This window comes from Enterobacter sp. SES19, from assembly GCF_011765665.1.
GTDB classification, from domain to species: domain Bacteria; phylum Pseudomonadota; class Gammaproteobacteria; order Enterobacterales; family Enterobacteriaceae; genus Enterobacter; species Enterobacter pseudoroggenkampii.
The window spans coordinates 1551290-1576297 of sequence record NZ_CP050320.1; the positions used below are offsets into that span (position 1 = coordinate 1551290).

At 56.9% G+C, this 25008-nt stretch carries 20 protein-coding genes; 10 read left to right on the forward strand and 10 right to left on the reverse strand.

The genetic code is table 11. From position 1 onward, the window contains the following. Window positions 1-9 precede the first annotated feature (9 nt). The 6 genes from gspL (at window position 10) to GXP72_RS07365 (ending at window position 7882) form a co-directional block, all read left to right on the forward strand. Window positions 10-1137 (forward strand): type II secretion system protein GspL, encoded by a 1128-nt coding sequence (gene gspL, locus GXP72_RS07340; protein WP_208763676.1) that lies wholly within the window; start codon window positions 10-12, stop codon window positions 1135-1137. Then, window positions 1134-1619, forward strand: a complete 486-nt coding sequence (locus GXP72_RS07345; protein WP_208763677.1) for a type II secretion system protein M — start codon at window positions 1134-1136, stop codon at window positions 1617-1619. Before gspL ends, GXP72_RS07345 begins: the two co-directional genes overlap by 4 nt. Beyond that, entirely contained in the window at window positions 1616-2413 is a 798-nt protein-coding gene (locus GXP72_RS07350; RefSeq protein WP_208763678.1) for an A24 family peptidase, read from the forward strand. The genes GXP72_RS07345 and GXP72_RS07350 overlap by 4 nt, the downstream gene beginning before the upstream one ends. A gap of 256 nt (window positions 2414-2669) precedes the next feature. Next, window positions 2670-5381, forward strand: coding sequence for a glycosyl hydrolase family 18 protein (locus GXP72_RS07355; RefSeq protein WP_208763679.1), 2712 nt, complete (start codon window positions 2670-2672; stop codon window positions 5379-5381). 106 nt (window positions 5382-5487) lie between these two features. Then, a complete protein-coding gene (iagB, locus tag GXP72_RS07360) occupies window positions 5488-5928 on the forward strand; it encodes a type III secretion system invasion protein IagB (RefSeq protein ID WP_024907827.1) in 441 nt (146 codons plus the stop codon). Window positions 5929-6061: 133 nt separating this feature from the next. Beyond that, window positions 6062-7882 carry a chitinase gene (locus GXP72_RS07365; protein ID WP_208763680.1) on the forward strand — a complete coding sequence of 607 codons (1821 nt, stop codon included), beginning with the start codon at window positions 6062-6064 and terminating at the stop codon, window positions 7880-7882. 118 nt (window positions 7883-8000) lie between these two features. Here the strand turns inward: GXP72_RS07365 and GXP72_RS07370 are convergent, their stop codons facing one another. From GXP72_RS07370 to poxB, 4 genes are all read right to left on the reverse strand, one after another. Next, window positions 8001-9014: an NAD(P)-dependent oxidoreductase gene (locus GXP72_RS07370; RefSeq protein WP_024907825.1), complete on the reverse strand. Its 1014-nt coding sequence runs from the start codon at window positions 9012-9014 to the stop codon at window positions 8001-8003. 93 nt (window positions 9015-9107) lie between these two features. Then, entirely contained in the window at window positions 9108-10544 is a 1437-nt protein-coding gene (locus tag GXP72_RS07375; RefSeq protein ID WP_208763681.1) for an SDR family oxidoreductase, read from the reverse strand. Window positions 10545-10554: 10 nt separating this feature from the next. After that, window positions 10555-11556 carry a low-specificity L-threonine aldolase gene (gene ltaE / locus GXP72_RS07380; protein ID WP_048990963.1) on the reverse strand — a complete coding sequence of 334 codons (1002 nt, stop codon included), beginning with the start codon at window positions 11554-11556 and terminating at the stop codon, window positions 10555-10557. Window positions 11557-11594: 38 nt separating this feature from the next. Beyond that, window positions 11595-13313, reverse strand: coding sequence for a ubiquinone-dependent pyruvate dehydrogenase (gene poxB, locus GXP72_RS07385; RefSeq protein WP_024907822.1), 1719 nt, complete (start codon window positions 13311-13313; stop codon window positions 11595-11597). A gap of 151 nt (window positions 13314-13464) precedes the next feature. On the opposite strand from poxB, the gene GXP72_RS07390 reads away from it, so the two are divergent. Continuing rightward, a complete protein-coding gene (locus tag GXP72_RS07390; RefSeq protein ID WP_061715655.1) occupies window positions 13465-13899 on the forward strand; it encodes a DoxX family protein in 435 nt (144 codons plus the stop codon). A gap of 59 nt (window positions 13900-13958) precedes the next feature. Here GXP72_RS07390 and hcr read toward each other — a convergent pair whose 3' ends face one another. The 4 genes from hcr to aqpZ all read right to left on the reverse strand — a co-directional run bounded on the left by hcr (window position 13959) and on the right by aqpZ (window position 18501). Beyond that, window positions 13959-14927, reverse strand: coding sequence for an NADH oxidoreductase (gene hcr, locus GXP72_RS07395; protein WP_061715654.1), 969 nt, complete (start codon window positions 14925-14927; stop codon window positions 13959-13961). Window positions 14928-14937: 10 nt separating this feature from the next. Further along, window positions 14938-16590, reverse strand: coding sequence for a hydroxylamine reductase (gene hcp, locus GXP72_RS07400; protein WP_061715653.1), 1653 nt, complete (start codon window positions 16588-16590; stop codon window positions 14938-14940). Between the two features lie 144 nt (window positions 16591-16734). Continuing rightward, complete coding sequence (locus GXP72_RS07405) at window positions 16735-17634, reverse strand: lysine exporter LysO family protein (RefSeq protein WP_024907818.1); 900 nt, start codon at window positions 17632-17634, stop codon at window positions 16735-16737. 171 nt (window positions 17635-17805) lie between these two features. Further along, window positions 17806-18501 carry an aquaporin Z gene (gene aqpZ / locus GXP72_RS07410; RefSeq protein WP_023335104.1) on the reverse strand — a complete coding sequence of 232 codons (696 nt, stop codon included), beginning with the start codon at window positions 18499-18501 and terminating at the stop codon, window positions 17806-17808. Window positions 18502-18792: 291 nt separating this feature from the next. On the opposite strand from aqpZ, the gene GXP72_RS07415 reads away from it, so the two are divergent. After that, a complete protein-coding gene (locus tag GXP72_RS07415) occupies window positions 18793-20451 on the forward strand; it encodes an ATP-dependent endonuclease (RefSeq protein ID WP_061715652.1) in 1659 nt (552 codons plus the stop codon). Here the strand turns inward: GXP72_RS07415 and GXP72_RS07420 are convergent. Then, complete coding sequence (locus GXP72_RS07420; RefSeq protein WP_148769492.1) at window positions 20448-21404, reverse strand: VirK/YbjX family protein; 957 nt, start codon at window positions 21402-21404, stop codon at window positions 20448-20450. The genes GXP72_RS07415 and GXP72_RS07420 overlap by 4 nt on opposite strands. Window positions 21405-21563: 159 nt before the next feature. Between GXP72_RS07420 and macA the strand changes: the two genes are divergently transcribed. Next, window positions 21564-22679: a macrolide transporter subunit MacA gene (gene macA / locus GXP72_RS07425; RefSeq protein ID WP_032649222.1), complete on the forward strand. Its 1116-nt coding sequence runs from the start codon at window positions 21564-21566 to the stop codon at window positions 22677-22679. Further along, window positions 22676-24616 carry a macrolide ABC transporter ATP-binding protein/permease MacB gene (macB, locus tag GXP72_RS07430; protein ID WP_208763682.1) on the forward strand — a complete coding sequence of 647 codons (1941 nt, stop codon included), beginning with the start codon at window positions 22676-22678 and terminating at the stop codon, window positions 24614-24616. Before macA ends, macB begins: the two co-directional genes overlap by 4 nt. 70 nt (window positions 24617-24686) lie before the next feature. Here macB and cspD read toward each other — a convergent pair whose 3' ends face one another. Further along, window positions 24687-24908, reverse strand: coding sequence for a cold shock-like protein CspD (gene cspD / locus GXP72_RS07435; protein ID WP_006809408.1), 222 nt, complete (start codon window positions 24906-24908; stop codon window positions 24687-24689). Window positions 24909-25008: the final 100 nt, after the last annotated feature.

Consider the following 25008-nt stretch of genomic DNA (forward strand, 5'->3'; position numbering starts at 1 on the left):
TAGAACGCTATGAAACAGGTCCTTTTTGTTCGTCCCGACAGCCGCGAGGGCGGGAAAATAATGTGGTGTGTCTCCGGCAGCGAGCAGGTTGAGACGCTGGATAGCCTGGATGCGCTGATTAACCATCCCCTGGCGGCACGCGTTTGCCTGCTGCTGCCTGCCAGCAACATGATCTTCCGCCACTTTACGCTGCCGAAGAAAGTTGCCTCGCAGGCGACGGCATTCTCGTGGATGGCGGAAGAGACGCTGATTGGTGACGTGGATAATCTTCACTGGACGGTGCTCAACAAAAAGGGCGCCGAGGTCGATGCGGTGGCGATTGATGCCGACCTGCTGCGCGGATGGTTAACCCGTTTTCAGGCCGCCGGAATGAAGGTGATCCAGGCGTTGCCGGATGCCTGGCTGCTGCCGGTAGCAGAGGGAGGAAGCACGCTGGTTAAGCAGGATGAAAGCTACTGGCTGCGTTTATCTACCCACACCGCTGGGGAGATGGAGGCCAGCCTGCTGCCGCTGCTGATGCAAAAAGCGGGCGAGGTGTGCTGCTACGGCGCACAGCCTGAAGGAGTTGACGTTGACCTCCTGCAGCCCTGGCAGCATCCGCTGGTACTGATCCAGCCGCAGTGGCAAACCTGCCGCGTGAATATCATGCACGGTGAATTCAGCGCGAAAGCGGGCTCGGGTAAAGCCACGAAAGGCATGAAAGCGACAATGGCCGCAGCGGGCCTGCTGTCTCTCGGCCTGTTGCTCGGCCCGCGCGTCGCCATGGCCTGGATGCTGGTGCAGCAGGAGAATGCTAATCAGCAGGAGATCGCTCAGGTTTTTCAGCACCATTTTCCGAGTATGCGTCAGAAGACCAACATCAAATACCACTTTGATCAAAACATGAAAAAGCAGACCAAAGGGGTATTTTTGCAGCTTGAAGCGCTGGAGAAAGCCAGGCAGGCCGTGCCGGCGATGGAAATCGATCTGCTGGAATACGACGCCCAACAGAACACGCTGACGCTGAGCGTCAGTGCGCAAAACCAAACCGCGTTGCAGACGTTTGTGGATCAGGCGGGGGAAAATTTTGATTTTACCCTGCAGCCTGTTTCTACCGCTGCACCTTATACCGCCATGATCGCAGGGAAATATAAATGAAAGAGCGAATCTCGCAGCTTAAGTCTCGTTATCAGAATTACAGCACCAGGGAAAAAGTCATTATAAAAATATGTGCCGTTGCCCTTGCGGGGACGGCCGTTTATTACGCAGGCATGATCCCGCTGGATAATATGATTCTGAACAGTAAAGCCACGCTGAGCAGACAAAAAGAGACGCTGAACTGGATGCGCAGTGAAATAGATAAAAACCATATCCAGGTCCAGATTGTCAAAACAGATAATCCGCGTACGGTGGTGGAGAGTAGCGCACAGGAAATTAATCTTCCTCTGACGGATGTGCGTCAGGATGGACAAACCTTATCGTTCGTCGTAAATCGCGTTAACGTCTACGAATTAAAGAACTGGCTGCGGGAAATAAACCAGACCTCAGGCGTCAGGCTGCAAAAAATGAACCTCACGCCGGTCGATCGCCTCAGTGATGTAAAAGCGGAAGTCCAGCTCACCTGGAGCAAAGCCGCATGAACACCTTCGCGCTGATGCGGGAGGTCTACCCGGTGGGGTTCCCGCTAATGAGTGCGATTCTGGGCGGCATTGTGGGGAGCTTTCTGGGCGTCGTCGCCGAGCGCGTACCGGGCATGGTGATGGAGGAAGAGGACGGCGGTAATTTGCTCTTTCCGGCGTCGCACTGCCCGGCGTGTCAGCACACCCTGGCCGCCTGGGAGAATATTCCGCTGGTCAGCTGGCTTCTCCTGCGTGGACGTTGTAGCCGCTGCGGCGTGGGTATCCCATTGAGGATATTTTTGATCGAACTTTTTTCCGCGCTGTTTTTTGGCGTCACCGCCTGGTGTATGCCAAACGTACAGGTCTTGTTCTCCCTGTGGGTACTGGCGGCGTTCTTGTTGCCTCTGTCCTTGATCGACTGGCGGCATCAGCTGCTGCCGGATTGCCTGACGCAGCCTCTGCTGTGGGCTGGCCTGTTGCTCCATACGTTTGACCATACGATGCCGCTACGCGATGCGCTTTTTGGTGCCGTGGCAGGTTATCTCTCTCTTTGGCTGCTCTACTGGGCATTTCGGCTTGGTACCGGGCGGGAAGGGCTGGGCTATGGCGATTTTAAGCTGCTGGCGGCTTTGGGGGCCTGGTGCGGCTGGCAGGCGTTACCCACGCTGGTATTAGTCGCCGCCTTAAGCGGTATTGTCGGTTATTTCATCCTGAATATCTTAAATAAAAATAACCTCATTATTGCTTTCGGACCCTATCTCTCATTTGCTGGAATAGTGGTATTTATTGCGCAGCAGTTTGCTTTCATATTTTAAATATTTCGGTCAAGTTTTTTTGTCAATTTTTTCGGCGGTGTAAGAGCAGGACGTCTCTTTGCGCCCAGTGTATCGTAAGGGATATAAGCTATACGGAATTTTGGCTTGTATCTTTTTATGGAGGAATACAACGCAGAAAAATATTTTCTTGTCACGGTTGTAAGGTCAGTTAAATACGCATTATGCAAATAGATTCCATGCTCTCAAGGAAGACATGGATTATTAACGTCACGAATAAATTTATCAGGAAATAAAAATGAAATTTATGAAGCCTAAATATCTGGCGCTCTTCATTGCGGCGGCATCCGGCTCCGCATTTGCAGCAGCACCGGGTACACCTACTATCAGCAGCGGCAATGATAAATTTGCGCTGGTAGAGGTAGACCAGGCGGCTCAGGACTACAACAGCCTTGTCAAAGTGCATAAAGATGGCGTGGATGTGAAAGTTGAGTGGAATGTCTGGAGTGGCGCTGCGCCAACGTCTGCAAAAGTTCTGCTTGATGGCACCCCTGTCTGGACCGGGGCCGGTAGCGCTTCCGGCTCCGCGACGTTTAAAGTGAAAAAAGGTGGCCGTTACCAGGAACAGGTTGAGTTGTGTAACGCCAGCGGCTGTACCAAAAGTGCCAGCAAGCTGATTATTGTGGCGGACACCGACGGCAGCCATCTGCTGCCGCTGAATACAACCATGAAAGAGAACAATAAAACCTTCTCTGAGCATACCGATAAGGTCGTCGGGGCCTATTTCCCTGAGTGGGGCGTATACGGCCGTAACTTCCCGGTTGATAAAATCCCTGCCGCTAACCTGAACCACATCCTGTACGGCTTTATTCCAATCTGCGGTGGCGATGGCATCAACGATGGTCTGAAAACCGTTGAAGGTGGTAACAGCTTCGCCGTATTGCAGCGTGATTGTGCAGGCCGCCCGGACTATACCGTGGCTATCCACGACCCATGGGCTGCCCTGCAAAAACCGCAGGCTGGCGTGTCTGGATGGGATGACCCCTACAAAGGGAACTTCGGCCAGCTGATGGCGCTGAAAAAAGCGCATCCCGGCCTGAAAGTCCTGCCATCCATCGGTGGCTGGACCTTGTCCGATCCGTTCTTCCACATGGGCGATCCTGCGATCCGCGCTCGCTTTGTATCGTCTGTAAAAGATTTCCTGCAAACCTGGAAGTTCTTTGACGGTGTGGATATCGACTGGGAATTCCCAGGCGGCGGCGGTGTGAGTGAAAACCTCGGTAATCCGCAGCAGGATAAAGCGACCTACACTGCGCTGATGCACGATCTCCGTGCGATGCTCAATGAACTGTCAAGCGAAACGGGCCGTTCCTACGAGCTGACCAGCGCCATTGGCGCCGGTAAAGATAAAGTTGAGGATGTGGATTACACCACCGCTCAGCAGTATCTCGATCACATCTTCCTTATGAGCTATGACTTCTACGGCGGCTGGAGCAACACCGACCTGGGCCACCAGGCCGCACTGCGTGCACCGTCATGGCGACCAGATACCAACTACACCACCGAAAACGGCGTGAATGCGCTGCTTCAGCAGGGTGTACAGCCAGGTAAGATCGTCGTGGGGACAGGTATGTATGGCCGTGGCTGGACCGGTGTGCACGGCTACACCGGCGATAATCCATTCACCGGTACTGCAACCGGTATGGTGAAAGGCACCTGGGAACCGGGTGTTGTCGACTATCGCCAGATCGTAAATGAGTACAAAGGCAAGCCGGGTTGGGAGTATGGCTACGACGCGACTGAAGAAGCGCCTTACGTCTTCAACAAATCAACGGGCGATCTGATCTCCTATGAAGATGCCCGCTCCGCGGCCGCGAAAGGCAAATACGTCCTGGCCAACAAACTGGGTGGTCTGTTCTCCTGGTCTATTGATGCTGACAACGGCGATATCCTGAACGCGATGAACGAAAGCCTACTGGGCAGCGCTACAACGGTTGATCCGGTGGTGACTAACCATGCGCCAATCGCGTCATCTTCCGATCAGAACGTCTCAGGCCCGGCAACCGTTACGCTGGATGGCTCTGCCTCTACCGACCCGGATGGCGATGCTATCACCTACAAGTGGACCCAGATTTCTGGTCCATCGGTGACCCTCACCAACAGTACCAAAGCCAAAGCGACCTTCAACGTTGCGGCCGTGACCAGCGACCAGACCCTGGCGTTCCGCCTGACGGTAACGGATGCGAAAGGCCTGAGCAACGCAATTGATGTGCAGGTCGTGAACAAAGCGCCAAAAGCGAACCAGGCGCCGGTAGTCAATCAGATGGAAGCGGTAACGCTGCAGGCGGGTGAAACCTATGCTCTGCATGCCCAGGCGGCGGATCCTGACGGCGACGCGCTGACCTACGCCTGGAGCATTCCGGCGGATATGCACGCAACCGGAACCGATAGCGCGAACGTGACCATCACTGCGCCAGAGGTGACTTCAACGTCTACTTACACGCTGAGCGTCGTTGTCGGTGATGGTAAAACCAGCGTGCAGTCTAACGTGCAGGTTACCGTGAATCCGAAACCGGCTGAGGTTACGCCGCCGGCTGATGACGTGACCCCACCTGCTGACGAGGTTACCCCTCCGGCTGATGAGGTGACTCCGCCATCTGATGAAGGCACTGCAAACGGTAGCTGCGACGCGCCTGTCGATGCTAACGCCAGCAAATATGCCGCGTGGGATGCCAGCAAAATCTACAACAATGGCGATACCGTAAGCTTCGACCATCTGGTGTGGAAAGCGAAGTACTGGACCCAGGGCAACCAGCCTGGCTTCGGTGTGGATGCCTGGGAGCTGGTCAGCAATGTGAAGATGAACTGGCGTTCTGACCTGGTCTACAACGGCGGCGAAACCACAACCTATCAGGGCAACGTTTACCGTGCCAAATGGTGGACCCGCGGTGATAACCCGGCTAAGAGCGATGTATGGGTGAAAGAAGGCCCATCAACAGACTGCAAATAATATAGCCCAGTAATCACTCACCACCCTTTTGGGGTGGTGAGTGATTCAAAATTCATTTTACAGGATGTTGCTAAGGAGAAATCACTGACGCTTACAGCAGGTAAATATGAAAAAGGTAATGTTGTTGTTATTGATAATAAGCCAAAGCGCGCTGGCAAACTGTTGGGATAAAGCGGCGCATTATTATCATGTCGATCCGTACTTATTATATGCCATCGCCAACGTTGAATCCGGCATGAACCCGTACGCGGTTGGTCAAAACCATGACGGCACGCGTGATGTTGGGCTAATGCAAATTAACAGCTCCCATTTTGCGCAGCTTGAGAGCAGGGGGATCGATGAATACCGGCTGATGACCGAGCCCTGTACCTCCATCATGGTCGGCGCTTCCATCCTGTCCGGGATGATTAAGGTCTATGGCTATAACTGGGAGGCGGTAGGTGCGTATAACGCCGGGTTAAAAAAAGAAAATTATCCGCAACGCATGAAATATGCCCATAAAGTCTGGGCGAAATATCAGCAATTGAAATTAGCGGCACGTTATTAAGGTTTTTTATTTTTGAAGAATTCCCGAGGGTGTTCTTCGAAAAGTGAAAACAGCTGTCTGTGGTTTATTTATTAACGGATTAATACATAAGCCGGGATTTTATAATTTAACTTCTATTAACAGGAATACAGAAATGAACAAAAGGACGTTACTGAGTGTACTCGTTGCCGGCGCATGCGTCGCCCCGTTTATGGTGCAGGCTGCCTCGCTGCAAGCAACCCCCAGTGAGCCGTACACCATGAAAGCCAGCGATCTGGCGAAGAAGGAAAAAGAACTGACCAGCTTCCCGCTGATGGCCTCCGTAAAAGAGACTATTCAGACGCTGGACAATGCTCAGGTAGAAATGATTGAGCCAGGCCGCGCGGCGAACCCTGCAAACGTGAAGCGCGTAGAAGGGATCGTCAAGGCCAGCGACTGGGAATATCTCTTCCCACTGCGCGCGCAGGCGTACACCTACAGCAACTTCCTGAAGGCGGTAGGTAAATTCCCGGCGCTGTGTAAGACCTATAACGACGGTCGCGACAGCGACGCCATCTGTCGTAAAGAGCTGGCTACCATGTTTGCCCACTTTGCCCAGGAAACCGGCGGCCACGAGAGCTGGCGCCCGGAGGCCGAATGGCGTCAGGCGCTGGTTCACGTGCGTGAAATGGGCTGGAGCGAAGGCCAGAAGGGCGGCTATAACGGCGAATGTAACCCTGACGTCTGGCAGGGGCAGACCTGGCCGTGCGGGAAAGATAAAGACGGCGACTTCCTGAGCTACTTCGGTCGCGGTGCGAAGCAGCTGTCCTACAACTACAACTACGGTCCGTTCTCTGAGGCGATGTACGGCGACGTGCGTACCCTACTCGAAAAACCTGAGCTGGTGGCGGACACCTGGCTGAACCTGGCGAGTGCGATCTTCTTCTTCGCCTACCCGCAGCCGCCAAAACCAAGCATGCTGCAGGTTATCGACGGCACCTGGCAGCCGAACGCTCACGATAAAGCCAACGGTCTGGTCCCTGGCTTCGGCGTGACCACCCAGATCATCAACGGTGGCGTAGAGTGCGGCGGCCCGACTGAAATTGCCCAGTCGCAAAACCGTATCAAGTACTACAAAGAGTTCGCGAACTACCTGAAAGTGCCCGTTCCGGCGAACGAAGTGCTGGGCTGCGCTAACATGAAGCAGTTCGATGAAGGCGGTGCTGGTGCCCTGAAGATTTACTGGGAACAGGACTGGGGATGGAGCGCGGATACCCCAACTGGCCAGACCTACTCCTGCCAGCTGGTGGGCTACCAGACGCCGTTCAGCGCCTTTAAAGAGGGTGACTACAGCAAGTGCGTGCAGAAGTTCTTTAACGTCAACATCGTGAACGACGATGGCTCTGCCACCACCCCGGACGAAACCCCGGTAACGCCAGCGCCGACGCCAGCAGAAGATGAAACGCCAGCGCCGACGCCGGATGAAACCCCGGCTGAGCCGGTGGCGGTGAACCACGCCCCGGTCGCGCATATTGCGGGTCCAATTGGCGCCGTTGAAGCCGGTGCGCAGGTTTCTCTGAGCGCGGAAGGTTCCACAGACGCCGACGGTAACAAGCTGACCTACACCTGGCGTTCACAGGATGGTCAGACCGTGACCGGTCAGGACAAAGCGGTTGTGACCTTCAGGGCGCCAGAATCCGCCACAGCACAGCAGATTGAAGTGAGTCTGACCGTTAGCGATGGCGAACTGAGCAGCACCACCTCTTACCTTCTGAACGTGAAGGCGAAAGCGGCACCGTCTCAGGACGAAGGCACTTCCGGCTCTTACGCCGCGTGGAGCGCGAACAGCAAGTACAAGGCAGGTGATATCGTGAACAACCACGGTAAACTGTTCCAGTGCAAACCGTTCCCGTACAGCGGCTGGTGTAACAACGCCCCGGCATACTATGAGCCAGGCGCAGGTCTGGCATGGGCTGATGCCTGGACGGCACTGTAAAAGCAAACGGCAACCGAAAGGTTGCCGTTTTAGTGTTTGCTCTTTCCCCTCACCCTAACCCTCTCCCCAAAGGGGCGAGGGGACAGTACGGTGCGGAAGTCGCCACCGGGCAAAAAGGCTAGCGATGAAGCTTCCCGTGATCCCGCAGCCACGCCGCGGTGCGCATAATCCCTTCATCCAGCGTCACAACCGGTTTATACCCCAGCTCATTCTCCGCCCGCGAAATATCCAGCGTGAAGTCAAAGTTGAGTTTAGAGACGCCGTAATGCGTCAGCGCAGGCTCTTTGGCCGATTTACTGCCAAAACGCTCCATGCTGCGGGCAATCATATCCAGCATCGGGTAGGGCACGGAACGGATACGGCAGTCGATCTGCAGTTCGTCGATCAGCCGCTGCACAATGCTGCGCAGCGTGCACGGTTCGCCGTTAGTGATGTTGTAGGCGCGACCGGAGATCAGCTTATCGCAGTCCGGCTGGCTTGCCAGCCACATAGCGTGAACGGCGTTTTCGTAATAGGTCATATCCACCAGCGCATCGCCGCCGCGCGGCAGCAGCACGCTGCCGTAGTGGTGCATCATCTGCGCCAGACGGGGAATAAACACCTTATCGTGCGGCCCGAACAGGCTCTGCGGACGCAGGACCGTAAAGCGGGTATGTGGGTTTGACTGCGCCAGCAGGTCAATCACCTCTTCGCTGGCCGCCTTGCTGCGGGCAAATTCACAGGCAAAACGGGCAGGGCGGAAATCTTCCTGCACGTCACGATGGTGGTGATAGTCGAAATAGAGTGACGGTGACGAGATATGAATAAAGTTACGCACGCCCCAGGCAACGGCCCATTCGCCCAGACGACGGGTGGCGCGCACGTTGGCGAGATCGAAGGCTTCCTGGGTCCCCCACGGGGAGGTAAAACTGGAACAGTGCCATAGCGTGTCGATACCGGCGAGCATCACCTTTGCCTGAGAGGAGACCAGCTCCGTCAGGTCAGCATGGACGAACTCTGCGCCCATTTTTTGCAGCAGTTTACCCATCGCTTCGTTGCGACCGGTAGCCCTGACGCTGATGCCTTTATTGCGCAGAAATTCGACCGCATTTCGGCCTAAGCCGCTGGTCGCCCCGGTAACCAGTACCTTCATAGCTATCCACTGTGTTGAAAAAGAATTTCGTGCGCATTCTTTCGTGAATTACGGCGCTATGCAATGGGAAAGGTGAAAGAAAGAGAGTTTTATTTATATCTTTTCCGTCTTTTGTTCTGCCCGTTGCGCAATGCGTTTCGCCATTCCGCGGAAGATAAACAGGTGGGCAGGGATCATCAACAGCCAGTAGAACAGCCCCGGCATTCCGTGCGGATGCCACCAGGCGCGGACGTCCAGCTCACGGTGATCGCCTTTGTCTTTCAGGGTAAAGCAGAGTCGGCCTAGCCCCGGGGCCTTCATACCGAACAGCAGCGCCAGCTGTTTTTCCGGCTCGACGATGATCACCTTCCAGCTGTCGACCGCATCGCCCACCTCAAGATACGGGCGTGCCGGGCGGCCTTTTGCCAGCCTGTGCCCCACCAGCAGATCCATTGCCCCGCGCGTTTGCCAGAGGAGATTACCGAAGAAATAACGTTCTTTGCCGCCAATCTGGTTCACTACCTCCCACAGCGCGGCCAGACTGGCGTGGGTTTTCACCGTGCAGCCCGCCTGTTTCGGGTAATAGCCATACTCCGGGCGCCAGCGGGCAAACGCCTGGGCGTCGTAGCCCCAGTCGCTGGAGTTCACCAGCTGCTCTTCCTCTTTCAGCGTATTACGCACGGCATCGTCAAAGCGGATCAGGTCCTGGGGTATGAGTGCCCGCAGCGCGCGATCGTCCGCCAGCAGATCGTGCTTCAGCCCCTGGATCAGCGCTTTGGCGGTCGTCGGCGGCACGGAGGTGATCACATTCAAAAACCACACCGAGATCCAGCGGGTTGGAAAGGGGATGGGGATCAGCCAGCGGCGGCGGCCGCTGACGCGCATGAAATGTTCGAACTGCTCCTGATAGCTCAGGACTTCAGGCCCGGCGGCCTCCAGCACGCGGTGCTGGTCGGTTGGGTGATCCAGCAATGCCACCAGATAATGCAGCAGGTTCTCCAGCGCAATCGGCGTGGTGCGAGAACGGACCCAGCGCGGCGGCGTGAGCACCGGCAGGTTATACACCATATCACGCATCACTTCGAAGGCGGCGGAGCCCGCGCCGACGATAATTCCGGCGCGCAGTTCGGTGACGGGAATAGCAGCGCCGCGCAGGGTTTCAGCCGTCAGCTGGCGGGCGCGCAGGTGATCGGACTGCTCATGTTCGGGCGCCTGGAGCGAGCTTAAAAAAATCACCTGTTTCACCGGCGTTTGCAGAAGAGCATCGCGGACGTTCATCGCCACCTGACGCTCGTGGGCGATAAAATCCCCGCCTTCGCCCATGCTGTGCACCAGGTAGTAAAGCGTGTCGACCCCTTCCAGCAGCGAGGGAAGCTCCCTCGGCCAGTTGAGATCAACGTTGTGGCAGGTGACGCCAGGTAAACTGAGCTTTTGCAGGCGCTCCGTGTTGCGTGCCGCTGCCAGCACCCGGTGTCCCTGCTGGCTTAGCGCCGCGGTGAGGTGCTGACCGATATATCCGCTGGCGCCGAGCACCAGAATGCGTTGCGGCACGTGATGCTCCTTATCGCTGTAAAAACGCCTGCCAGTGTTTCACTACGTCGGCCAGCTGCTCGCGGCTGACGTCAAGATGCATGACCAGACGCACGACGGGTGAGGCGTTGATCAGCACGCCACGGGCTTTCATAAATTCCCCCAGCGCTGCGGCGCGATCCTCGCCCACGCGAACGAACAGCATGTTGGTGTCGTGGCGCATCACGTCGGCGCCAATCTCGCGCAGCTGAGCCGCCATCCACGCGGCGTTGTCGTGATCGTCCTTCAGGCGCGCCACGTTGTTTTTCAGGGCATACAGCCCCGCTGCCGCCAGAATACCCGCCTGACGCATGCCGCCGCCGGTCATTTTGCGCCAGCGGTTCGCGCGTTTGATGTAGTCCGCATTGCCCACCAGCAGGGAACCCACTGGCGTACCCAGCCCTTTAGAGAGGCAGATGGTGAACGAGTCGCAGTATTGCGTAATCTCTTTCAGCTCGCAGCCGTACGCCACCACGGCGTTGAAGATGCGCGCGCCGTCCACGTGCAGGCCGAGCCTGCGCTCGCGGGTAAATTCCCATGCGGCTTTCAGGTATTCGCGCGGCAGCACTTTGCCGTTGTGGGTGTTTTCAAGGCTGAGCAGCCGGGTGCGGGCGAAGTGAATATCGTCGGCTTTGATTTTCGCCGCGACCTTATCGAGCGGCAGGGTGCCGTCCGGCGCGGCGTCAATCGGCTGCGGCTGAATGCTGCCGAGCACCGCGGCACCGCCGGCTTCGTAGAGGTAGTTATGCGCGCCCTGGCCCACGATGTACTCTTCACCGCGCTCGCAGTGGCTGAGCAGCGCCACGAGGTTAGCCTGCGTACCGGTTGGCAGGAACAGGGCGGCCTCTTTTCCGCTGAGCTCTGCGGCATAGCGCTGCAGTTCGTTTACCGTCGGATCGTCACCGTAGACGTCGTCCCCGACCGGGGCGGCCATCATCTCTTCGAGCATGGCGCGGCTCGGGCGGGTAACGGTATCACTGCGTAAATCGATCATGGCATGTCCTTATTATTAAAAAGGCGATGCCAGATGTTTTACCTGAGCCAGTTGGTTTTTGCCAGTTCGATCACCTCGTCACCGCGCCCGCTGATGATCGCGCGCAGCATATAGAGGCTAAAGCCTTTGGCCTGCTCAAGCTTGATCTGCGGTGGGATCGCCAGCTCCTCTTTGGCGACGACGACATCCACCAGCACCGGACCGTCGATGGAGAAGGCGCGCTGCAGGGCTTCATCCACCTCGGAGGCTTTCTCCACGCGAATACCGGTGATGCCACAGGCCTCGGCGATACGCGCGAAGTTGGTATCGTGCAGCTCGGTGCCGTCCGTCAGATATCCGCCAGCCTTCATCTCCATCGCCACGAAGCCCAGCACGCTGTTGTTGAAGACCACAATTTTCAGCGGGAGCTTCATCTGCACCACCGACAGGAAATCCCCCATCAGCATGCTGAACCCGCCGTCGCCGCACATCGCCACTACCTGACGCTCCGGCGCTGTCGCTTTTGCGCCCAGCGCCTGCGGCATGGCGTTGGCCATCGAGCCGTGGTTGAACGAGCCGAGCAGGCGGCGCTTGCCGTTCATCTTCAGATAGCGAGCGGCCCAGACGGTTGGCGTGCCCACGTCGCAGGTAAAGATGGCATCGTCGTCGGCGAAATGGCTGATCTGCTGCGCCAGATACTGCGGGTGAATGGCTTTGTCGCTCGGTTTGGCAAGATCGTCCAGCCCCTTGCGCGCATCGCGATAGTCACTTAGCGCTTTATCGAGGAACTTGCGATCGGTTTTCTCTTCCAGCAGCGGCAGCAGGGCGGCAAGGGTGGATTTAATGTCGCCCACCAGCGCCATATCGACCTTGCTGTGCGCGCCGATGCTGGCCGGGTTGATATCAATCTGGATGATTTTCGCATCCGTCGGGTAGAACGCGCGGTACGGGAACTGGGTGCCGAGCAGGATCAGCGTGTCGGCGTTCATCATGGTGTGGAAGCCGCTGGAAAAACCGATCAGACCGGTCATCCCCACATCGTAAGGGTTGTCGTACTCGACGTGCTCTTTGCCGCGCAGGGCGTGGACAATGGGCGATTTCAGCTTACCGGCAAATTCAAGCAGCTCCTTGTGCGCCCCCGCGCAGCCGCTGCCGCACATCAGGGCGATATTGCTGGAGTAACGCAGCAGCTGTGCCAGCTTTTTCAGCTCCTCCTCGGCTGGCGTCACCACCGGCTGCGGAGCGTGATACCAGTGGGTGCTGGCACCTTCCGGTGCGGCCTTGAGGGCCACATCGCCCGGGATAACGACCACCGAAACGCCGCGGTTCAGCACGGCCTTGCGCATGGCGATCGCCAGCACCTGCGGGATCTGCTCCGGGGATGAAACCAGCTCGCAATAGTGGCTGCATTCACGGAACAGCTCCTGCGGATGCGTCTCCTGAAAATAGCCGCTGCCGATTTCGGAAGAGGGGATATGAGCGGCAATCGCCAGCACCGGCACGTGGTTACGGTGACAGTCGAACAGCCCGTTGATCAGATGCAGGTTACCCGGCCCGCACGATCCGGCACACACGGCCAGTTCTCCCGTGAGCTGTGCTTCAGCGCCTGCGGCGAAGGCGGCAACCTCTTCATGGCGGGTGGGCATCCATTCGATTGTCTTCATCTTGTTGAGGCTGTCGCTAAGTCCGTTCAGGGAATCGCCGGTTACGCCCCAGATACGTTTCACGCCAGCCTGTTCGAGCGTTTTCGCAATATATGCAGCCACGGTTTGTTTCATGGTTGTCCGTCTCCTTTTTGTGATATCGCTTACAAGCTTAGAAGAAAGTCTCCGTATTGCCCGTCATCTCCCCCTAATTAAAAGGTGCTTTTCACGCGCAATTATTCGGCATAATCTGGCAATACCTCGGTGAAAACAGGAATCATTTCAAATGGTTAAATCATTGTTAATTGCTGTTAATGAAAAGCTATCGTGCGACGATCTTGGCAAACTCTTGTTACGACTTGCCGTCGGCGGGCTGATGCTTTTTCACGGTTTGCACAAGCTTTTTGGCGGCGTGGGCTTTATCAGCGGCATGCTGGTGGAAAAAGGGTTGCCGGGATTTATCGCCTACGGCGTGTTGGTTGGCGAAGTGGTGGCGCCGATCCTGATTATTGCCGGGCTCTTTACGCGTCCGGCCGCGCTGGTGCTGGCGTTTACGATGATCGTAGCGTGGCTGATGGTGGGAATGGGGGAAACGCTCGCCCTTGATAAGGTAGGCGCATGGGCGATTGAAAGCCTGGTGTACTTCTTTATCGGCTCGCTGGCTGTCGCGTTTTTAGGGGCAGGGCGGTTTGCGGTAGGGAAAGGTCCGGCGTGGCGGTGAGGATAACAAAAGCCCGGTGGCGCTGACGCTTACCGGGCCTACGATCTAACATTTAACGTTTATGCGAGGACGAGATTGCCCTGTGGATGGCACGAGCACGCCAGCACGTAACCCTCGGCAATTTCCGCGTCGGACAGCGTCATGGTGCTGGTGACGGTATACTCCCCCGAAACCACCTTCGTCTTACAGCAGCCGCACACGCCCGCACGGCAGGCAGCCACTACCGGCACCTTATTGCTTTCCAGCGCCTCCAGCAGCGTGGTCCCCACGCGGCCAAAGAAGGTCTGCGCAGGCTGCAGTTTGGTGAACTTAACGCCGCTGGTTGCCGCTTCCGCCACCGGCGTGAAGAACTGCTCTTTGAAGAAGCGGGTCACGCCAAGCGCTTTCACCTCTTTTTCCACGCTATCCATGTACGGCGCCGGGCCGCAGGTCATCACGGTGCGGTTCGCCATATCCGGCACGCTTTGCAGCAGCTCGCGGCTCAGGCGACCGGGCACAAAGCCGTGGGTCGCGTTGTGCTCCGCCACCAGCGTTACCGGATAATTCCGCCACTCATCGGCAAAAATGACATCTTCCGGTGAACGCACGCTGAAGATCGCCTGCACGTCAGCCTGCGGGCGATTTTTTGCCAGCCAGCGGCGCATCGACATAATCGGCGTTACGCCACAGCCCGCCGCCAGCAGCAGGAATTTATCCTCCGTCTTATCGTCACAGGTGAATTCCCCCTGTGCGTCAGACAGCCAGATATAATCCCCGCGCTTCACGTCCCGCGTCAGCCACTGCGAGCCCGCGCCGTCATCAATACGGCGGACGGTAAGCGTGATGTACTCGCTCACGCCCGGCGTGGAAGAAAGGGTGTAGGCGCGCAGGGTGTCTGCCGAATGGCGTACGCTGACCAGCGCATACTGACCCGCACGGTACGGATAGTAGTCATGGCACAGCAGCGACAGCGTCCACACATCCGGCGTCTCCTGATGGATGTGATGAACCTGCATCCGCCACGGACATTGTGGGGTTGGCATGGTCATGAGTTACTCCTTACGCGCTCAGCAGCTGCTTCATATCATCTTCAACGTTGGTCACGGAACGCAGACCGAATTTCTCGTTCAGCACCTCCAGCAGGTCCGGCGTCAGGAAGCCAGGCGCGGTCGGGCCGGTCACGATGTTGGTGACGCCTAGAGAGAGTAGGGTCAGCAGGATGACAATCGCTTTCTGCTCAAACCATGACAGCACCAGCGACAGCGGCAGGTCGTTCACGCCGCAGCCCAGTTTCTCCGCCAGCGTGACCGCCAGAATGATGGCTGAGTAAGCATCGTTACACTGGCCCGCATCGATCAGGCGCGGCAGGCCTTCGATGTCGCCGAAGTCCAGCTTGTTGAAACGGTATTTGCCGCACGCCAGGGTCAGGATCAGGCAGTCTTCCGGCACGCGGGTGGCGAAATCGGTGAAGTAGTTACGCTCGCCGCGCGCGCCGTCGCAGCCGCCAACGAGGAAGATATGGCGCAGCTTTTCACGGCTGACGAGGTCGATCAGCGAATCAGCGGCGCCCAGCAGGGTTTCACGACCAAAGCCGACGGTGATCAGGTGTGGGATCTCGCTGTACGGGAAGCCCGCCATCTGCTGCGCCTGGGTGATAACCGGACCGAAATCGTCGCCTTCGAGGTGGCTCACGCCCGGCCAGCCGACGATGCTGCGGGTCCAGATGCGGTCGTCATACGCGCCGACGGTAGGGTCGATGATGCAGTTAGAGGTCATCACGATAGGGCCCGGGAAGCGGGCGAACTCCACCTGCTGGTTCTGCCAGCCGCTGCCGTAGTTACCGATCAGATGCTTAAATTTACGCAGCTCCGGGTAGCCGTGCGCGGGCAGCATTTCGCCGTGGGTATAGACGTTAACGCCGGTGCCTTCGGTTTGCTTCAGCAGATTGTAGAGATCTTTCAGGTCGTGGCCGGAAATCAGGATGCACTTGCCTTCGGTCGCCTTGACGTTGACCTGCGTCGGCGTCGGGTGGCCGTAGGTGCTGGTTTCACCGGCATCCAGAATGCTCATCACGCGGAAGTTCATCTGGCCGATTTCCATTGAGCACTCAAGCAGGGCATTCATATCGGCAGGCCAGGTGCCCAGCCACGCCATGATTTTGTGGTACTGGGCGTAAATCTCATTGTCGTATTGCCCGAGCACGTGCGCGTGTTCCATATAGGCCGCCGCGCCTTTCAGCCCGTACAGGCACAGCAGGCGCAGGCCGAGAATGTTCTCGCCAATCGCCGCCTTGTCTTTATTCGGGGTGAATTCTGCCGCCTGACGCTGGAGGTCGCCCAGATCGTCGCTGATCAGCTGAAGTTCTGACATCGGACTTTCCACGCGGGCGCTGGCGTCCGCCTTCAGGCACTGTGCTTTCAGCGCTTCACGCAGGGCAATCGCTTCGCGGGCATAGCCGACAATGCGCGGGGAGTCGAAGTTAACGTTGGTCAGCGTGGAGAAGAAGGCGCGCGGGGCGAAGCTGTCGACGTAGTGGTCGACAATGCCGTATTCGCGGGCCTTGAACGCCCAGGCGGAAAGGCCTTGCAGGGCCGCAATCAGCAGGTCCTGCAGGTCAGATGTTTCTGCGGTTTTGCCGCACATACCCTGTGCGTAAGAGCAGCCATTGCCTGCCGGGGTACGGATGGTTTGTTCACATTGCACACAAAACATAATCACACCTGTTAAAGTTATATTTGATATACATGTTTAAGGTTATGCTTGTGCCAGAACGGTGAAAAGGGCTTTCTGCTACAAAATAGAGGGAGATTGATTTAGCGCAATTTTGGCGGCAGGAAACCTACCGCCAAAGAAGTATCAGGCAGAGAAGAAGGCCATCAGGACCGGAACCAGCAGACTTAAAATAAAGCCGTGTACGATAGCCGCGGGCACCATCTCCAGCCCTCCGGAGCGCTGTAGTACCGGCAGGGTAAAGTCCATCGACGTTGCGCCGCACAGGCCCAGCGCGGTGGAACGACTGCGGCGAACCAGGCTTGGGATCAGCATGATGGCAATCAGCTCTCGCGCCAGATCGTTAAAGAAAGCGGCGCTGCCGATCACCGGGCCGAATGATTCGGTCAGCAGAATACCGGAGAGGGAGTACCAGCCAAAACCTGACGCCATCGCCAGGCCGGTTTTCAGCGGCAGATCGAGAATAAAGGCGTTAATGACACCCGCGACCATTGAACTGGCGACAACAATCACGGCAACCATCATTCCCCGACGGTTGAGGACAATTTGCTTCAGGGTCATGCCATTATTTCGCAGCTGAATACCGATCAGGAACAGCAGGAAGATAAGCGTATATTCGCTGGCCTCTGTCGCGTGCTGTAAAAATGCCCAACCGGTCAGTCCAAGAAGAAAACCGAGCACCACGACGCCGCACAGTTTTAATGATTCCAGCGCCATGGCAATTCGTGAAGGGAGTTTTTCCTGATGATGGTGATTTTTCCATGGAATAGTGCGTTCCAGCCACAGCAGCGCGGCAATATTGCACAGTAAAATAACCACCACGGTGACGACAGAATAATGGAGGATGGAGAGTAAATTCGCCGACAGGTTATCCAGGAATGCCAGGCTTATCCCCATAAAGAAAAGAATAACGTAAACAATCCAGCTGAGAAAACGGTTGATAAGCCGTAATGCAGATTCCTGATGCAGCGGGATAAGGTAGCCCACAATCAGGGGCAGCAGAATAATGAGGAGTCCTGAAAACATGAACAGCCGGTCCTTTTGAGTATCTGTTGAGCGCCAGAGACACTACCCAATAAAGGCTGTCAGGTAAAGGAGCAATAAAAAAGCCGGGTGGCGGCTACGCCTTACCCGGCCTACAAAGTGCACTCTAACGTAGGTCGGGTAAGCGTTAGCGCCACCCGACACCGCGCTCGATTAATCGCGTTTTTCCAGCAGGGTGCGGTACAGCACGCCGCCCAGAATACCGCCGATAATTGGCATCACCCAGAACAGCCACAGCTGTTGAAGCGCCCAGCCGCCCTGGAAGATGGCGACGGCGGTGCTGCGTGCCGGGTTAACGGAGGTGTTGGTGACCGGAATCGAAATCAGATGGATAAGCGTCAGCGCCAGGCCAATCGCAATCGGGGCAAAACCGGCTGGCGCGTGTTTGTCCGTTGCGCCGTGGATCACCAGCAGGAAGCCGGCGGTCAGCACAATTTCAATCACGATGGCAGACAGCATGGAGTAACCGCCCGGAGAGTGTTCGCCGAAGCCGTTAGAGGCAAAGCCGCTGGCCGCCGCGTCGAACCCGGCTTTACCGCTGGCAATCACGTACAGAACGCCAGCTGCAATAATACCGCCAACCACCTGCGCCACAATGTAGCCAATCACGTCTTTTGCCGGGAAACGGCCGCCTGCCCATAAACCTAATGTCACTGCCGGGTTAAAATGACCGCCGGAAATATGTCCCACGGCAAACGCCATGGTTAATACGGTTAAACCAAACGCCAGCGCGACGCCGACAAAACCAATACCCAATTCCGGGAATGCTGCTGCCAGAACGGCGCTACCGCAGCCACCAAATACCAGCCAGAATGTACCAAAGCATTCTGCCGCTAATTTTCTAAACATAACCACCTCAAAATAATTATCCGCACGCTTTCCCGCGCGCGGGATATATCGTCATAAAGGGATGACGACTCAAAGAGTCTCTATTCTAAAAAATAACAACACCCCTTCGCCACTTAAATAAATTCTGTTGGTTTGATTTTAGGCAATGCGATGTCAATCCTTGTTCAAATTAGCGGTAAATAGAGCATAGACTAATTCTCGCAAGGGTGAACGTTGTGCTGTCGTGACAGAACGCCTCCCGCTATACTGCTGATAACTTGAAGGAAAAAGTGATCATTTGTCGGGGGATTTATGCTTCTCGAACGTGTGGAAATTGTCGGGTTTCGCGGTATTAACCGTCTGTCGCTGCAGCTGGAGCAGAACAACGTCCTGATCGGCGAGAACGCGTGGGGTAAGTCCAGCCTGCTGGATGCGCTGACATTACTGCTTTCGCCCGAAGACGATCTGTATCACTTCGTCCGCGACGATTTCTGGTTCCCGCCCGGCGACGTGACGGGGCGCGAGAAGCACCTGCATATCATCCTGACCTTCCGCGAATCCGAGCCCGGACGTCATCGCGTGCGTCGCTTCCGCCCGCTGTCACCCTGCTGGGTGCCGTGCGATGACGGTTTCCACCGGATTTTCTATCGGCTGGAAGGGGAGATGGCGGAGAACGAGGGGGTACTCACCCTGCGTGATTTTCTCGATGAGAAAGCCAACCCGATCCCGCTTGACTATATCGACGATCTGGCCCGCCACCTGATTCGCCTGACGCCGGTGTTACGCCTGCGCGATGCGCGTTTTATGCGGCGTATTCGTAACGGTACCGTACCCAATATGCCGGACGTGGAAGTCACCGCCCGCGAGCTGGATTTTCTGGCAAGAGAGCTGGTGTCGCGTCCGCAGAATCTGACCGATGGTCAAATCCGTCAGGGGTTGTCCGCAATGGTGCAACTCCTGGAGCACTATTTTTCCGAGCAGGGAACCTCTGAGTCGCGTCATCGTCTGATGCGCCGCCGTTCTCATGATGAGCAGCGCAGCTGGCGTTACCTCGACATCATTAACCGAATGATCGACCGGCCCGGTGGTCGTACCCATCGGGTGATTTTGCTGGGGCTGTTTTCAACGCTTCTGCAGGCCAAAGGCACCGTTCGTCTTGACCGGGACGCCCGGCCTCTGCTGCTGGTGGAAGACCCGGAAACGCGGCTGCATCCCATCATGCTCTCCGTGGCATGGCATCTGCTGAATCTGCTGCCGCTCCAGCGCATTACGACCACCAATTCCGGTGAATTATTATCGCTGACGCCGGTAGAACACGTCTGTCGTCTGGTCCGTGAGTCCTCCCGCGTCTCCGCTTTCCGGCTTGGGCCGGGTGGTTTGAACGCGGAAGACGGGCGACGCATCGCGTTTCATATTCGCTTTAACCGCGCGTCGTCGCTCTTTGCCCGCTGCTGGCTGCTGGTGGAGGGGGAAACGGAAACCTGGGTCATCAACGAACTGGCGCGCCAGTGCGGCCACCATTTTGATGCGGAAGGCATTAAGGTGATTGAATTCGCCCAGTCGGGACTAAAGCCGCTGATAAAATTTGCTCGCCGGATGGGGATCGAGTGGCACGTTCTGGTCGACGGTGATGAGGCGGGCAAAAAATATGCCTCGACCGTACGCAGCCTGCTGAATAACGAGCGTGAGGAAGAGCGCGACCATTTAACCATGCTCCCTGCGATGGACATGGAACACTTTATGTACCGTCAGGGGTTCGATGACGTCTTCCACCGCATTGCCATGGTGCCGGTCGATGTCCCGATGAACATGCGGCGCGTGATCGCCAAAGCCATTCATCGTTCGTCAAAACCGGATTTAGCCATTGAAGTGGCGACGGAAGCGGGAAGGCGGGGCGTAGAGGCGGTACCGACCCTGCTGCGGAAGATGTTTTCCCGCGTGCTGTGGCTGGCACGCGGGAAAGCGGATTAGCGTTGGGCCGCCTGTTTCACCTGCTGAATCAGGCTATCCAGCAGCTCGTAGCGGCGGCGATATTCGGAGCGTTTTTTGCTGGCGATCTCTTCCATCGGTTTACGCGGCATGACGAGCGGCAGCATAAAGTTACCGTTATCCTGTTTTTCGCCGCCGATAGAGATCCAGAAACTGTCGTAATCGGCCAACAGCTTCCCCTCTTTTTTCTTGCGGTAGCGCCAGCTGCGATAAATATGGGTATCGTTACTGACGGCGATAATCTGTTCTACCGGGAAGGCGGTGCCGAGGGTCATGGCGGCCTCGACCAACAGACGTTTCGGGAACAGACCATGGCAGGCTTTCGTCGCACCCTGGATCAGCTCATGGGGAACATGCGCTTTTGCCCCTTGCAAACCGCCAATGAACAGCGTCGATTTTCCCTCAAACTGGCACAGGGTGAAGGTCATCTCGGCCAGCACCGTATTCTGATGGTCGCAGAAGGCGAGGGTGGCTTCCCCTTCTTTATCCAGAAACGCATCGGCGCACAGACGGACGGTAAATTGCTGTTCATCTTTGCCGGTTAAGGTCAGCAGGGTGAAGCCCTTCTTCGAAAAATAACCCGTTAGCAGCGTCACCGGAAGCTGGCGGCTCATCGTCTGATAGTGCCAGTTGAGGGATTCCAGCGCATGCTGTCGATCCATATTCACCGTCAACCAGGGACGATGCAACCGACACGGTAGCCCTGGTTGTACCTGCAGCATCTGCATCAGACGTGGTTGTTTTGCAAGACTTGTTAACAGGCGCGCAGTGCTAATGGGTGTCGCCAGTGAACGTAACATGAATTTACGTCGATAGGCGGGGTTTTGCCACGCCAGTCCTGGTTTGAGCTTACCGAAAGCCAGATTTTTAAAGAGCTGCCAGCCAGATTTAGGCTGAGGCAAGTTTGAAAAAGGTGTATCGACGATGGAAGACATGATAGATCCTGCTTCTTGATGAAGATCTCCATTTCAGCAGGCGAACGTTCAACGTCTCGTAAACAAATTGTGACGATTTCAAGAAGAAGGGGTTTCGTTGAGGAGTCGTTTAGATAGAATCAACACTTATCATTGCCAGAACATTTATTTGGATTATTTATGAACCTCAAGGGAAAACGCAGAACGCTGTTTCTGCTGCTGGCGGTCGTGGTTTTAGCCGGTGGATACTGGCTATGGCAGGTGCTGAACGCGCCGGTGCCGCAGTATCAGACACTGATTGTTCGTCCGGGCGAACTGCAGCAAAACGTCCTCGCGACGGGCAAGCTTGACGCGCTGCGCAAGGTTGACGTCGGCGCTCAGGTCAGCGGCCAGTTGAAAACGCTGTCGGTTGAGATTGGTGACAAGGTGAAAAAAGGCCAGCTGCTCGGCGTTATCGATCCAGAACAGGCTGAGAACCAGATCCGCGAGGTGGAAGCCACGCTGATGGAACTGCGCGCGCAGCGTGCGCAGGCGCTGGCAGAACGTAACCTGGCCCAGGTGACGCTAACCCGTCAGCAGGCGCTGGCTAAAACTCAGGCTATTTCAAAACAAGATTTAGATACCGCCACCACTGAACTGGCGGTGAAACAGGCGCAGATTGGCACGATTGACGCGCAAATCAAACGCAATCAGGCTTCGCTGGATACGGCGAAAACCAACCTCGACTACACCCAAATTGTGGCACCGATGGCGGGCGAAGTGACCCAGATCACCACGCTCCAGGGGCAGACGGTGATTGCCGCACAGCAGGCGCCAAACATTCTGACGCTGGCGGACATGAGCACCATGCTGGTCAAAGCCCAGGTCTCAGAGGCGGATGTGATCCATCTTAAGCCGGGGCAGAACGCCTGGTTTACGGTGCTGGGCGATCCGCAGACGCGCTACGAAGGCGTGCTGAAAGACATTCTGCCGACGCCGGAAAAAGTGAACGACGCTATTTTCTACTATGCTCGTTTTGAAGTGCCAAACCCGCAGGGCGTGCTGCGTCTAGACATGACCGCACAGGTGCATATCCAGCTGACCGGCGTGAAGAACGTGCTGACCATTCCGCTCTCTGCGCTCGGCGAATCCGCCGGGGATAGCCGTTATAAAGTGAAAGTGCTGCGCAACGGCGAAACGCGCGAGCGCGAGGTTGTGATTGGCGCGCGCAACGACACTGACGTGGTGGTGGTGAAAGGGCTGGAAGAGGGCGAGGAGGTTGTTGTCAGCGAAAGCCTGCCCGGAGCCGCCAAATGACGGCGCTGCTTGAGCTGAATAACATTCGTCGCAGCTATCCCTCCGGCGACGGTCCGGTGGAGGTGCTGAAAGGCATCTCCCTGCGCGTGGAAGCGGGCGAGATGGTGGCGATTGTCGGCGCATCGGGTTCCGGTAAATCGACGCTGATGAACATTCTCGGCTGCCTGGATAAACCCACCAGCGGTACCTATCGCGTGGCCGGGACGGATGTCTCCACGCTGGATGGCGACGCGCTGGCGAAGCTGCGCCGGGAACACTTCGGCTTTATCTTCCAGCGTTACCATCTGCTTTCTCACCTCAATGCCGCGCAGAACGTGGAAGTACCTGCGGTCTATGCGGGCGTCGAGCGTAAAAAACGCCTCGAGCGCGCGCAGATGCTGCTGACGCGTCTGGGGCTGGCAGAGCGGGTGGAGTACCTGCCCTCGCAGCTTTCCGGCGGCCAGCAGCAGCGCGTGAGTATTGCCCGCGCCCTGATGAACGGCGGGCAGGTGATCCTCGCGGATGAGCCGACCGGCGCGCTCGACAGCCATTCCGGCGAAGAGGTGATGGCGATCCTCCATCAGCTTCGCGATCAGGGGCACACGGTCATCATTGTTACCCACGATCCGCAGGTGGCGGCGCAGGCGGAACGCATTATTGAGATCCACGACGGCGAGCTGGTCAGCAATCCGCCGCCGCGTGAGTCCAGAGCAGCGGCGCCGAAAGAAGCGCTTCCGGCATCAACCGGCTGGGGACAGTTTTCCAGCGGCTTTCGTGAAGCGTTGACCATGGCCTGGCTGGCGATGGCGGCCAACAAAATGCGTACCCTGTTGACGATGCTCGGCATCATCATCGGTATCGCCTCGGTGGTGTCGATTGTGGTGGTGGGCGACGCGGCCAAGCAGCTGGTGCTGGCCGATATCCGCGCCATCGGTACCAATACCATTGACGTCTATCCCGGCAAAGACTTTGGCGACGACGAGCCGCAGTATCAGCAGGCGCTGAAATACGACGATCTGGCGGCCATTCAGAAGCAGCCGTGGGTCAACTCCGCCACGCCTGCGGTGTCGCAGAACCTGCGCCTGCGCGTGGGCAATGTCGACGTTGCCGCCAGTGCGAACGGCGTTAGCGGAGACTATTTCAACGTCTACGGCATGACCTTCAGTGAAGGCGCTACCTTTAACGCCGAACAGCTGGCGGGCAGGGCGCAGGTGGTGGTGCTGGACGCGAACTCGCGCAGGCAGCTCTTCCCCAATAAAGTCAACGTGGTAGGCGAAGTGATCCTGGTCGGCAACATGCCTGCCACGGTCATCGGCGTGGCGGAAGAGAAGCAGTCGATGTTTGGCAGCAGCAAGATCCTGCGCGTCTGGCTGCCCTACACCACCATCTCCGGGCGGATTATGGGGCAGTCCTGGCTCAACTCCATCACCGTGCGCGTGAAGGAGGGCTACGACAGCGCGCTCGCCGAACAGCAGCTTGAGCGGCTGTTAATCCTGCGCCACGGGAAGAAAGATTTCTTCACCTGGAATATGGACGGCCTCTTGAAAACGGCGGAAAAGACCACACGTACTCTTCAGCTGTTCCTCACGCTGGTGGCGGTGATTTCGCTGGTCGTCGGCGGCATCGGGGTGATGAACATCATGCTGGTGTCGGTAACGGAACGCACCCGGGAGATCGGCATCCGCATGGCGGTCGGGGCCCGGGCCAGCGACGTGCTGCAGCAGTTTTTGATTGAAGCCGTGCTGGTGTGTCTGGTCGGCGGGGCGATGGGCATTGCGCTCTCGATGATGATCGCGTTTGCACTCCAGCTCTTTTTACCCGGCTGGGAGATTGGCTTCTCGCCGGTTGCCATTATTACCGCATTTTTGTGTTCGACCTTTACCGGCATTTTGTTTGGCTGGTTGCCCGCCCGCAATGCGGCGCGGCTGGATCCGGTGGACGCGCTGGCTCGGGAATAACCCGAAAATAAAAATGCCAGCCGATCGGGCTGGCATTTTGACTGCGGGATGTACACAATAAAACAGAGAGCTATGCAACCGTCTCTGCTTCAACGGGTACGATTAGGCTTGCATGATTGCCTTTTGGTCCCTGGTGTACATCGAACCGGACGGACTGCCCGGCTTTGAGCGTTCTGTAACCATCCATCTGAATGGTGGAATAGTGAGCGAAGATATCCTCGCCGCCGCCTTCGGGGCAGATGAAGCCAAACCCTTTGGCGTTGTTGAACCACTTAACAGTACCCATTTCCATGCTTCGACATCCTTCGTAAATCTTATAAGTTAAGATGGAATGAACCGGTGGTGGAGTGGGGGCTGTTCAAAACCTCGCCATCTCACGCTTGTACAATTTA

Coding starts and splice junctions, on each gene's coding strand:
- gspL (WP_208763676.1), top strand. CDS start 10: ATGAAACAGGTCCTTTTTGTTCGTCCCGACAGCCGCGAGGGCGGGAAA.
- GXP72_RS07345 (WP_208763677.1), top strand. CDS start 1,134: ATGAAAGAGCGAATCTCGCAGCTTAAGTCTCGTTATCAGAATTACAGC.
- GXP72_RS07350 (WP_208763678.1), top strand. CDS start 1,616: ATGAACACCTTCGCGCTGATGCGGGAGGTCTACCCGGTGGGGTTCCCG.
- GXP72_RS07355 (WP_208763679.1), top strand. CDS start 2,670: ATGAAATTTATGAAGCCTAAATATCTGGCGCTCTTCATTGCGGCGGCA.
- iagB (WP_024907827.1), top strand. CDS start 5,488: ATGAAAAAGGTAATGTTGTTGTTATTGATAATAAGCCAAAGCGCGCTG.
- GXP72_RS07365 (WP_208763680.1), top strand. CDS start 6,062: ATGAACAAAAGGACGTTACTGAGTGTACTCGTTGCCGGCGCATGCGTC.
- GXP72_RS07370 (WP_024907825.1), bottom strand. CDS start 9,014: ATGAAGGTACTGGTTACCGGGGCGACCAGCGGCTTAGGCCGAAATGCG.
- ltaE (WP_048990963.1), bottom strand. CDS start 11,556: ATGATCGATTTACGCAGTGATACCGTTACCCGCCCGAGCCGCGCCATG.
- poxB (WP_024907822.1), bottom strand. CDS start 13,313: ATGAAACAAACCGTGGCTGCATATATTGCGAAAACGCTCGAACAGGCT.
- GXP72_RS07390 (WP_061715655.1), top strand. CDS start 13,465: ATGGTTAAATCATTGTTAATTGCTGTTAATGAAAAGCTATCGTGCGAC.
- hcr (WP_061715654.1), bottom strand. CDS start 14,927: ATGACCATGCCAACCCCACAATGTCCGTGGCGGATGCAGGTTCATCAC.
- hcp (WP_061715653.1), bottom strand. CDS start 16,590: ATGTTTTGTGTGCAATGTGAACAAACCATCCGTACCCCGGCAGGCAAT.
- GXP72_RS07405 (WP_024907818.1), bottom strand. CDS start 17,634: ATGTTTTCAGGACTCCTCATTATTCTGCTGCCCCTGATTGTGGGCTAC.
- aqpZ (WP_023335104.1), bottom strand. CDS start 18,501: ATGTTTAGAAAATTAGCGGCAGAATGCTTTGGTACATTCTGGCTGGTA.
- GXP72_RS07415 (WP_061715652.1), top strand. CDS start 18,793: ATGCTTCTCGAACGTGTGGAAATTGTCGGGTTTCGCGGTATTAACCGT.
- GXP72_RS07420 (WP_148769492.1), bottom strand. CDS start 21,404: ATGTCTTCCATCGTCGATACACCTTTTTCAAACTTGCCTCAGCCTAAA.
- macA (WP_032649222.1), top strand. CDS start 21,564: ATGAACCTCAAGGGAAAACGCAGAACGCTGTTTCTGCTGCTGGCGGTC.
- macB (WP_208763682.1), top strand. CDS start 22,676: ATGACGGCGCTGCTTGAGCTGAATAACATTCGTCGCAGCTATCCCTCC.
- cspD (WP_006809408.1), bottom strand. CDS start 24,908: ATGGAAATGGGTACTGTTAAGTGGTTCAACAACGCCAAAGGGTTTGGC.